The sequence below is a fragment of the Rheinheimera sp. genome (assembly GCF_036782235.1).
Taxonomy (GTDB): Bacteria; Pseudomonadota; Gammaproteobacteria; order Enterobacterales; family Alteromonadaceae; genus Pararheinheimera.
The window spans coordinates 74,057-84,627 of sequence record NZ_DAIPZL010000002.1; the positions used below are offsets into that span (position 1 = coordinate 74,057).

At 51.2% G+C, this 10,571-nt stretch carries 10 protein-coding genes; 3 read left to right on the forward strand and 7 right to left on the reverse strand.

What is annotated here, in order from left to right; genetic code table 11:
• Both V7P87_RS02580 and V7P87_RS02585 read left to right on the forward strand, forming a co-directional pair.
• Positions 1 to 1,134, forward strand: coding sequence for an RNA polymerase sigma factor (locus V7P87_RS02580; RefSeq protein WP_333796037.1), 1,134 nt, complete (start codon positions 1 to 3; stop codon positions 1,132 to 1,134).
• 90 nt (positions 1,135 to 1,224) lie between these two features.
• On the forward strand, positions 1,225 to 1,635 hold the full coding sequence (locus V7P87_RS02585) for a hypothetical protein (protein WP_296294731.1): 411 nt from the start codon (positions 1,225 to 1,227) through the stop codon (positions 1,633 to 1,635).
• A gap of 108 nt (positions 1,636 to 1,743) precedes the next feature.
• Here the strand turns inward: V7P87_RS02585 and V7P87_RS02590 are convergent, their stop codons facing one another.
• Positions 1,744 to 1,926 (reverse strand): hypothetical protein, encoded by a 183-nt coding sequence (locus V7P87_RS02590; RefSeq protein WP_333796038.1) that lies wholly within the window; start codon positions 1,924 to 1,926, stop codon positions 1,744 to 1,746.
• Positions 1,927 to 2,237: 311 nt separating this feature from the next.
• The gene (locus V7P87_RS02595) at positions 2,238 to 2,723 is read right to left on the reverse strand and encodes a LabA-like NYN domain-containing protein (protein ID WP_296294727.1); all 486 of its coding nucleotides are present in this window, start codon (positions 2,721 to 2,723) and stop codon (positions 2,238 to 2,240) included.
• A gap of 168 nt (positions 2,724 to 2,891) precedes the next feature.
• Between V7P87_RS02595 and V7P87_RS02600 the strand changes: the two genes are divergently transcribed.
• Complete coding sequence (locus V7P87_RS02600) at positions 2,892 to 3,362, forward strand: DUF1456 family protein (RefSeq protein WP_296294725.1); 471 nt, start codon at positions 2,892 to 2,894, stop codon at positions 3,360 to 3,362.
• Between the two features lie 163 nt (positions 3,363 to 3,525).
• Here the strand turns inward: V7P87_RS02600 and V7P87_RS02605 are convergent, their stop codons facing one another.
• The 5 genes from V7P87_RS02605 to V7P87_RS02625 form a co-directional block, all read right to left on the reverse strand.
• The gene (locus V7P87_RS02605; RefSeq protein WP_333796039.1) at positions 3,526 to 4,023 is read right to left on the reverse strand and encodes a phosphatase domain-containing putative toxin; all 498 of its coding nucleotides are present in this window, start codon (positions 4,021 to 4,023) and stop codon (positions 3,526 to 3,528) included.
• Between the two features lie 81 nt (positions 4,024 to 4,104).
• Positions 4,105 to 7,641, reverse strand: coding sequence for a PAS domain-containing hybrid sensor histidine kinase/response regulator (locus V7P87_RS02610; protein ID WP_333796040.1), 3,537 nt, complete (start codon positions 7,639 to 7,641; stop codon positions 4,105 to 4,107).
• A gap of 117 nt (positions 7,642 to 7,758) precedes the next feature.
• Positions 7,759 to 8,511, reverse strand: coding sequence for a 3-hydroxybutyrate dehydrogenase (locus V7P87_RS02615; RefSeq protein WP_333796041.1), 753 nt, complete (start codon positions 8,509 to 8,511; stop codon positions 7,759 to 7,761).
• A gap of 285 nt (positions 8,512 to 8,796) precedes the next feature.
• Complete coding sequence (locus tag V7P87_RS02620; protein ID WP_333796042.1) at positions 8,797 to 9,246, reverse strand: hypothetical protein; 450 nt, start codon at positions 9,244 to 9,246, stop codon at positions 8,797 to 8,799.
• Positions 9,243 to 10,454 carry a PepSY-associated TM helix domain-containing protein gene (locus tag V7P87_RS02625; protein WP_333796043.1) on the reverse strand — a complete coding sequence of 404 codons (1,212 nt, stop codon included), beginning with the start codon at positions 10,452 to 10,454 and terminating at the stop codon, positions 9,243 to 9,245. The genes V7P87_RS02620 and V7P87_RS02625 overlap by 4 nt, the downstream gene beginning before the upstream one ends.
• Positions 10,455 to 10,571: the final 117 nt, after the last annotated feature.

Here is a 10,571-nt window from a genome sequence, read left to right on the forward strand (position 1 = left end):
ATGTCAGTGACGATAGAACAACAACTACAACCCGATGTGCAGGCTGCCATGGCCGGCGACCTGCAAGCGTTCAGCCGCCTGGTTCAGCGCTGCCAGAATGGCATCAGCAGTATTGCGCTGGCGATTGTTAAAGATTTAGATGCCAGCGAAGAAGTGTGCCAGCAGGTATTTATTGCTGCCTGGCAACAATTAAGCAGTTTGCAAAATCCGGCCAGTTTTTTACCCTGGCTCAGACAAATTACCCGCTACCGCGCTTACAGCTTTTTACGTGAACAACGGGATCGGCAGACAGAGCGTGGCAGTGATGCCGAAGCCTTATTGGAAAGTTTTGCCAGTGACAGCAACCCGGCAGAGGAACTGTTACGCAGCGAACAGGCCAGATTGATCCGCAATTTACTCGATGATTTGCCGGCGGAAAGCCGTGAAATTGTGTTGTTGTTTTACCGTGAAGAACAAAATAGCCAACAGGTTGCCAGTCTGCTGGGCCTCAGTGAAGCCAATGTACGCAAAAAACTGCAACGTGTGCGTGAGCTGCTGAAAGAACAGCTGCTGGCCAGATACGGCAAGCTGATTTTAACAACGGCCCCTGGTGTTGGCTTTAGCAGTCTGGTGCTGAGCGCCCTGTTGGTTGGCAGCCCACCGGCGGCTGCAGCAACTGCCAGTGCTATGGCTGCACAAAGTAGCGGGGTGGCAAAGTTTGGCTGGCTGTTCAGTGGTGCTTTGCTTGGCGCGCTCGGCGGCATGCTGGGGGTGGTGCTTGGCATGAAGGCTGCGCTCAAAAATGCGGCCAGCGAGGATGAACGCAGTCGTTTAATGCGTTATCGCAATCAGGCGCTGCTTTGGGTCGGCGGTTGTGGCCTGCTGCTGACCGCGGCTTACGAATTAACGGCTGGCGCTGTGGCGCCGTTACTGGCCTTTTTGTTGTTTATCGTGGGTCTGGTTTATCTGCAGTATCGGGTCTGGCAAACCATTAAACCGCGCATATTGGCAAAAGCTGCCGCCAGTGCAGAGGCAAAACGGCAATATCGCGTTCAGCTATTCTGGTGCTGTTTTGGCATGCTGGGTGGCCTTAGTGCCGGCTTAGGCGGCATGATTGTTGGTTTGATCAACAGCGGCCGCTGGTTCTGGGGATAAGCTGCCGGCAACAATAGCGGATGGCAGTCAGTGTTACGGACAGGCATCTCTGGGCATAGCCGCTTTTATTCGAAAATAAGGACAGGTTTTGTGACAGTTACAGTTGCGTTCAGATCGCTGGTGGTGTGGGTATTCATTCTGGTGCTCGCCATTCTTAACGGTATGTTTAGGGCTGCGGTATTGCTGCCCTGGCTTGGCACGCCATGGGGCATGCTGCTTAGTGGTGCGCTGCTGTCGGCAATCATTTTCAGTGCCGCCTATCTCACTTTGCCCTGGCTTGGCACCCGGCAGACGCCGGGTCTTTGGGGGATTGGATTGGGCTGGCTTGCCCTGACCCTTATCTTTGAGATCTCCATCGGCCGGTGGCAGGGTATGTCATGGTCTGTGATGCTTGAGGCTTACACTTTTAAGGACGGCAACATTTGGCCTTTAGTGCTGCTTGTTGTGGCAGTGGCGCCAGTGATGGCAGCAAAGCTCAGAGGCTGGACGCGGCGCGGGTAGTTGGGTATTTAAAAGTAAGCGGGCGGGAGGCGCGAACCAGCGGATTGGCTGGTTGGCGCTACGGCTTGGCCTCAGTAAACGCCGCGGTTTGAGTCAGCACAGTGTTGATTAAGTGCCGCTATGAGTGCCGCGACTGTGGCCAGTACAGCCACAACTGTGATCGCCGGTCAGATATTTCATCAGGTCTTTGCCAAGCCAGCGGCGGCCAGCCAGATCAACAAGGGTGGCGAGCACCCACATGGCGATAAAAAACAGCAAAAAGCCCCACTCTGTCATCAGTACAGTATCCATTATTTATTCTCCGCTTGGCTGCAATCTTTGTTGTGCTCCGGCCTTTGTGGTGCCGGAGTTATCTTTATAGTCGTCGTCTGCAGCCCAACTGTTACAGCTGTGGTGATATTTTTTTGGATTATGCAGCTGAAATGCCAGGGTTTATCCGGGGTATGCTAGATTAATTATTTAAAATCAATGCCTTGAGATATTAGGTGACAGCAGGTTTTTTTAAAGAGTGCAAAAACTGGCGTCGTTGCCGCTGCTGATTCGTGCGCAACCAGCAACAACTATTCTTACAGTAGCTTCAGCGCCATGGCATCGGCTTTTTGCTAGAGCAACATGTCTGTCGTAATAGGCCAGTGTGTGTCGGCGCTTTGTATTAGGGCTTGGGCGGTAAGGCCAGGTACACTCTGTACTATGCAGCCTGTAGCAAACCGCTCGCGTATGGTATTGAGTAATAAAGCAAAATCGCCGTCGCCTGATAACAATAACACTTCGTCTACTTCCGGTGCCTGAGTCAACAGGTCGATGGTAATGCCAACATCCCAGTCGCCTTTGCTGCTGCCGTCGCTGCGCAAAATATAAGGTTTCAGTTTTACTTCAAAACCAATATGTCTGAGCGCATCCTGAAACTTGCGTTGCTGGTCGTCGTGGCGCTCTATGGCGTAGGCGGTGGCGTATTGAATGTTGTATTGGCTTTGCAGCTGCTGCCAGAACAAACGGTAGTTAAAAGAGCGGCCGTAGACCTCGCGGCAGGTGTAATAAATATTCTGAACGTCAGCAAATACGGCAATAGTTTTCAAAAGCTTTACCACTCAACCACCAGGGGCACACCAGACTTATCGGAGCTGGCGGCAAAAATAAAGTAGGCCGGATGATAACACGGCTGTACGGCGGATTTTCGGCTTAAAATCTGCTAAAGTGTCGGCAATTTTTGTGTCTGGTGAAAAACCGGCACCTTTCTTCATATCAGGACCATTGTTGTGACCAATAACCAGATTTTACGCCGTTTGCGCTACGCCTTTGATTTTAATGACAACAGCATGATGCGCATTTTTGCGCATGGTGGCCTGGAAACAACCCGTGCTCAGGTCAGTGACTGGCTGAAAAAAGACGAAGATCCGGCTTTTGTGCAAATCAGCGATCTGGAACTGGCGCAGTTTTTAAATGGGTTAATTATTGAAAAACGCGGCCGTAAAGAAGGGCCACAACCAGAGCCTGAGAGCAAACTCAACCACAACATAGTGTTTCGTAAGTTAAAAATTGCACTGGATTTAAAAGACGACGACATTCTGGCTATTTTGTTATTGGCTGATTTCCGTTTAAGCAAACATGAACTCAGCGCTTTTTTCCGCCGCCCGGATCACCATCATTACCGCGCTTGTCAGGATCAGGTGCTGCGCAATTTTATTAAAGGGGTGCAGTTAAAACTGCGCCAGCACAGCGAAGAATAAAACAGCGAGTTACCAAGGAATAAATAAGCAAAAAGCGGCTATAAAAAGCCGCTTTTTTATTGCTGTTGTTGTGTTTGCGCAATTGCCGGGTGTCGGCAGAGCCTTTTGTATGCCGGACACTGCCGCGCTTGTGTTGCTGCCAACGCCTGCAGCGGTTTGTGGCCTATAACTTATTAAAATAATCCAGATGGGTTTTCAGCGTGAGCGCATAAGGACGCAGCACCTGCACCCGTTGTTTGACATCAATTTTATCCAGCCCCAGCTCCAGCAGAATTTTTGCCGCCACTAAACCGGTGCGGCCAGAGCCGCCTTTGCAATGAATAGCCACTTTACCGCCCTGACGCAGAATATGGTGCACCAGCGCATTGGCTTGCTCCCAACCTTCTGCAAAAGCCAGACCGGGCGCCTGATCGTCGGCAATAGGGCAGTGAAACCAGGTTAAATCCAGCTCGCGGCATAACGAAGGCAGGTCGGTGATACCCAGCTCCATCATTTCTTCATCGGGCGTCAGGCTAATCAGCACTTTGGCACCGGCGGCTTTGAGTTGTTGTAACGAGGTTTTTAAATCCACCCCTTTGCTGCCGGGGCAGGGCGTAAACATCAAGGCAGCTGTGGCTGTGGTGCCAGGATTGATCACCAGTTCATCAAATGGATGCTGCATAAAAGCTCCTGCGATTGAGAATAAGGGCACAAGGCCGGCGAATACATTCTGTGTTGACTGCAAAGACCGGACTGCCTGTGATTATTTTAACAGCCGCTGTAATAAACGTTTGAGGCTGGCTGCTTTGAGTGGTTTAAGCATAAAGTGAAATCCGGCATTTTGCGCGTCGTCTCTGGTTTGTTGTTGCTGATCGGCCGAATGGATCACCACAGGTGCCTGTACCGCAAAATGTTGTTGCAGCTGACTGGCCACTTCCACCCCGGTGGCGCCCTGGTCCAGATGATAATCAAATAACAATAAATCCGGCTGAAAACCTTGTTGCAGCGCGTTCACAGCGGCAAAAGGCGTGGCCACAGCCATCACTTCACATTGCCAGCTGCGCAAAAGTTCGGTCACTGCGGCCAGAAGTTGTGGTTCGTTATCTAATAATAAAATCTTTTTACCGGCAAAATTGCCCTGTAATTCCGGCAGCACAGAAGCAGCAGGTAACACTTCTGCTGCTTTAGCCAGTGGCACTGTGACGGCAAAACAACTGCCTTTGCCGGGCACCGAAGATAACGACAGCGGGTGATTCAGCAGCTGACTTATACGCTGGCTGATGGCCAAACCTATACCCAAACCTTTTTGGTCGGCTTGGGGCCCTTGCTGAAACTCCTGAAAAATCAGCGGTTGTACTTCTTTTGCGATGCCAGGGCCTGTGTCCCACACCTCAATACGGGCAAAACGCTCGCCCTGCTGGTTTGTTACCCGGCGTACCCCAAGCAGAATTTTGCCCTGGGGGGTGTAACGAATGGCGTTGCTGATAAAGTTCTGGATCACCCTTTTGAGTAAACGGCTGTCGCTCTGTACTGTCAGAGAGCTGACACAACAACGGAACTGCAGGCCTTTTTCCGCCGCCAACACCTGAGCTTCGCGGCCACTTTGTTCCAGCAACTGCTGTAGTGCCAAAGGCCTGGGTTCAGCGCGCACCACGCCTGAGTCCAGTTTGGTCAGCTCCAGAATACTGGCCAGCAGCTCTTCGGCAGAATTGAGCGAAGCGGCCAGATTTTTACTCAGTTGTTTAATCTCTGGATCCTGTGTTTTTTCGCGGATCAGGCCACAAAACAGCGCAGCGGCATTAAAAGGTTGTAATAAGTCGTGGCTGGCGGCGGCAAAAAAACGGTTTTTGCTGACGGTGTGCTCTTCCAGCTGTTGTTTGGCGTCAGCCAGTTGTTGGTTGAGTTGCTCAAGCTCAGCAGTGCGCTCTGTCACACGCAGCTCCAGCGTATTGTTACTGTGCTCAAGCTCTTGTTGTACTTCAATAAAAGAGCTGACGTCGCTGTAGGTGGTGACAAAACCGCCGCCCGGTAGCGGGTTGCCCTGCATTTCAAACACCCGGCCATCCTGCTGGCGGCGCTGAAATTTATAACTGCTGCCCTGGCGCAGATAATTCAGCCTTTTTTGAATTTCCAGCTCCAGTGATTGTGGATCTGCTTCTGCACCGGTTTCGGCACCTGTTTCGAAAGAGCGGCTGAGCCAACCGCGCTCGGCGTTATAACGAATAAGCTCAGCTACAGGTTTACCTACTTCAACAAAGCCGGTTGGATAGGCAAACATCTCAAGGTAACGCTGGTTCCAGGCAATCAGCCTTAAGTCAGCGTCCACTACACTGATGCCCATACTGATATTGTCGATAGTGGCGCGCAGCAAGGCCTGATTAAACAAATACACCTGGCTGGCCTCGTCGACAAAACGCGCCACAGACTCCAGCGGTAACTGACTGTTTTTACTGGTGGCATTGAGCAGAAGCCGCATTGAAGCGCCGCCCACCACTGCAGATAAAGTACGCTCCACCCCCTGTTGTAAATTCAGTGGCGCTTTTTGATTAAAGTCGGGGCTGCTGGTTTTTAAATGGCGTTGTAAAAGTTGTTTGGCTTCACGTTCACCGGCAAAACGACGGACCAGCAGATAACAGTCCTGTACTGTGAGTTCAACGTCCTGACTGCTGCGCTCAGGGCTGCCACGACGCAAAAAGCGGCCGCTTTGCAACCATTCACTGAGCCTGGTTGTGCTGAGCTGACTGACCAGCAGCAACATCAGCACATTGACTGACAGGCTTAACAACACCCCCAGACTGATACTGTCAAACTGGCCACCAAAAAGGCCAGAGGGTGCGAGCCACTGAATGTCAAAAGGCCCTTGTTGCAGCCAGTGCCAGTTGACTAAACCGGCACGGCCAAGCTCTGGCAATAACAAAATATAAGCCCAGATAAAAGCACCACTACTTAAGCCGGCCAGCGCACCCTGACGGTTAATATTGCGACTGGTAAGGCCCAGAATAATAGCCGGTGCTAACTGCGCTATCAGCGCAAATGCCATCAGGCCAAGCTGGGCCAAACCTGTTTCTGTGCCTATCAAGAGGTAATACAAATAACCCAGCGTCAGTACTGTCAGCATCGAGGCGCGGCGCAAAGTTACCATTTTAATCAGTGGTTTACCGTCAACAGGTTTTTGTTGTAGCCGGTACAGCAGCGGGGTTAGTAAGTCGTTGCTGATCATAATACCCAGCACCACAGTGGCGACTATCACCATCGAAGTGGCGGCAGAAAAACCACCTAAATAGGCCAGCAGCGCCATATCGGTGCGATTGGCCGACAACGGCAGTTGCAGCACCACTAAATCTATATTGGCTTCTGGCCCCAGCAGCATTAAACCGGCCAGGGCGATGGGCAGGGTAAACAGACTCATCAGCAGCAAATACAGTGGAAACACCCAGCGCGCCAGATGCAGATGTTTTAAATGCTGAATTTCGACAAAACTGACATGAAACTGGCGCGGCAAACATAAAGTCGCAACAAAACCCAACAGCACATGGATCCAATACACTGATGTGGGCAGCGCTTTTTGTTGCAGACTCTGCACCGCCGGGTGGTTGGCAGCCTGACTAAAAATGCTGCCAATACCGTCATATAAACCCCAGCAGACAAAAACACCTACTGCCAGCAATGCAATCAGTTTCACCAGAGATTCAAAAGCGATGGCGGTCATTAACCCAGGGTTAGGTTGATGCGCTTTGGCGCTGCGGCCAATAAACAACATGGCAAAAACGGCCAGCCATAAGCTGACATAAAGGCCGGTGTCCTGATACCAGTGTGGATGTGCCGGCCTTTGCACCAGCGCATTAATGCTGGTGGACACCGCCTGCAGTTGCAGCGCTATATAAGGGATCACAGCGGTGAGCACTATTAATGTGGTCAGTACTGCTAAAAGGCGCGAATGGCCATAACGGGTGGCAATAAAGTCGGCCACTGAGGTAATTTTGTATCTGCGACAGGCAATGGCAATACGGGCTATCAGGCCAAAACCAAACCAGAACAATAACAAAGAGCCGATATAAGTGGGTGGGATCCACCAGCCATTCACTGCGGCCTGCGCTGTGACCCCATAAAAAGCCCAGGAGGTACAATAAATGGCCAGGGCAAAACTAAACACCCAGGGCGCCAGTTTATGACCGCCGGTAATACGACGGCCGAGCCGGCCGACACTGTACAGCACCAGCAAATACAACAAGGATAAAGCAGCAATGCTGCCAAGCCCGATAGAGCCCTGGCTCAGGATCATAGATGGCGCTTGTGTCATTTAGCGAAGTCCCTGATTGTGCCTGAGTTTTTTGCCATTGTCAGGGGGCTTGCCAATCTGTTGCCCCGACGCTGCTCTGCTGCACTGATCAGGCTATTGACCCTGGACATCCGGGCTTTAACGGGCTGTCCAGCCACCATCTAACACCAGAGTTTGGGCTGTAATATGCCGCGCTGGCGGCTGGCACAAAAACAGTGCCGTGGCAGCAATTTCATCGACACCAATAAAAGCTTTTTGGGGCATTGGCGCCAGCATAATTTGCTCTATCACCTGCTGCTCACTGAGATTGTGTTCTTTACACTGCGCCGCTATCTGGCTTTCCACCAAAGGAGTGCGTACATAAGCTGGGCACACTGTATTAATAGTGAAGTTAAAGTCGGCGTTTTCTAAAGCCACCACTTTGCTAAAACCCAACAGCCCGTGTTTAGCCGCTACATAAGCCGATTTAAAAGGGGAGGCCACCAGCGCATGAATAGAACCAATATTCACCACCCGCCCAAAATTGCGTTCACGCATGCCAGGCAGCAGCGCTTTGGTCAGCATGGCCGGGCCTGTTAACATCACCTGCAGCAGTTGTTGCCATTTTTGCTCGGGGAATTCTTCAAGCCGCGCCACATGCTGAATACCTGCATTATTGACCAGAATATCCACAGCACCGGCCTGTGCTGCAGCCTGTTCAATGGATTGCTGGGAGGTTAAATCCAGCAGCAGCGCGTCGGCCTGATACCCCAAAGCGCGCAGTTCGGCCACTTTGGCATCCAGCTGCGCCTGATTTAAATCGGCCAGCAGTACCTGATAACCCTGACGGCCAAATTCTGTTGCCACCGCAAAACCAATACCACCACTGCCACCTGTCACCAGTACCTTCATTTGTTTTCCGCCTTTATCTGCCTGGGGTTGTGCTTTGCCCAACCTTCAAAATTGATACAGCGATGCTAGGGGCTGGGCTTTGTTTGGACAACGGTACTTTAGTGCTAGATGGGGTGCTAGATGAGTGCAATGTGGAGTGTTGGCTAAATGCTATGTGGGCAGCAGCAAGTGGTATGAGCACAAACCGACTGTGCTCTGAGCGCTCAGCAACAGGAAGAGCAATAACCTGGCAAAAAAGCCGCGGTAAAACGCGGCTTGCTACCGCTGTTTTAGCAGCAGCTGTTGTTATAAATCCCAGCCGTGCTGATACCTTTTGCCTTGCCAGTCTTCGAGCAATAACCAGAGTTTTTCGCCACCCTTAAGTTTTTCCGGCGTACTGGCATGCACATGCAGGCCATGCACAGTGCCGTGCAGCACACTGCTGTGGCCCGCTGTCAGCTGTTGAAAATCAGGCGCTTGCTTGCTGACCACTAAAAAACCCTGGCGGATTTTTTCGACACAACCTACGCACAGTTGCAGGTAATAATCTTTGACCCACTCGCCATGATGTAAATAAGCGCCGTCCTCGGTCAGCGGACTGACAGTCACCTCAAATGGCCCTACTGTGGCTTTGGGTAAAGCAGGCGGAAACACCGGGTTCATCGACTGGTATAAAAACCAAAAAGGTAAAATAAGCACCAGGCCACTGAATTTAAACTTGTTTTTTTGCCAAAAGCTATGGCTGCGACGACTCATAAAACGGCCTTATTAAAAGTGGTGGCTGGGGTTTTAGCGGGCGCTGTTGGTGTTGTAAGTGCAGCAGCGGTGTCCTCTGATATGGCAGAGCTGCTGGTGCGGCTGGCTCTGACAGTACGGCTGCCCCAAATCATAAAACCTGTGATCGCCATACCGCTGACCAGCAAGCCAAACACAAACCAAATCACTTTGGTCCATAAACCACCGATGGTGCCGTAATGCAGCGGGTCAGCTATCGACATCAGGGTTTCCAGCGCCGCCATCTGCGATGGTACCCTGCTGTCGGCGATATCACCATTCCATGGGTTCACCCAGACGGTATAAGAATACTGATCATAAAACACTGAATCGCCATAGCCTGAGATGCGGTAATAATCGCGGTTATGCTCCGGCATTTGTACAAAAGCAGGTTTGAGCTCAGGTAAAAACTGCTGGGCATTTTGTATGGCTTTGGCCAGCGGGATCATGGCAGGAACTTCGCCTTGCTCGCTGATAGCAGGCACCTGGGCTGTGCTAAGCGGCTCCACTTCATAATAAAAAGCCACGTCGTTATGCCAGAGTGTGGCTTGCACTAAATACCAGAGGCCGGTCAGGCTCATCAGCAACAAAAACCAAATCGACCAGACACCGGCCAGGCGGTGTAAATCTGCCAATAAGGTTTTACGCCCCTGATTCAACCGCAGTTTTGGCTTTAAAAATGCCAGCCAGAATTTTTTGTAAATGACGAGGCCTGTCACTAAAGCACCGAACATCAACAGCGCCATAGCGCTGACCAGGTAATAACCAAGACTGTAACTTTGTTGCCAGGGGAACAATAACCAGCCATGTAAAGCGCGCATAAAACTAATAAAATTAATGCCGGGATTAATTTCCTGCACCTGTGCTGTATATGGATTCACATAAGCAATGGCGGACGGAAGTTTGTCGGTAGAAAACACCACTGCTGTCACCAGATAAGGTTCCAGCACCAGCACTGAAGTGACAGCGGCTTTGGGTTCTTGTTGCTTTACTGCCGCCACCAGTTCGGCAATAGGGCGGGCCGGTAAATTGTCCGGGTTAGATGCTCTGGCATTGGGGTTGGTTAGCCAGGTGAGTTCATGGCTGACCACGGCAATAGTACCGGTCAGGCAAACGGCGGTAAAAATCAGCCAGACAGGTAAAGAGCACCAGCCGTGCAATAAAAACCAGAAACGCTGGTTTAGTTTCATCTTCTGTTCTCCGTAAAACACCCTGTTTTGTCGCTGACCACCCGGCTGGACTATTTTTCTGCTTCTGCTTCTGCTTCTGCTTCTGCTTCTGCTTCTGCTTCTGCTTCTGCTTCTGCT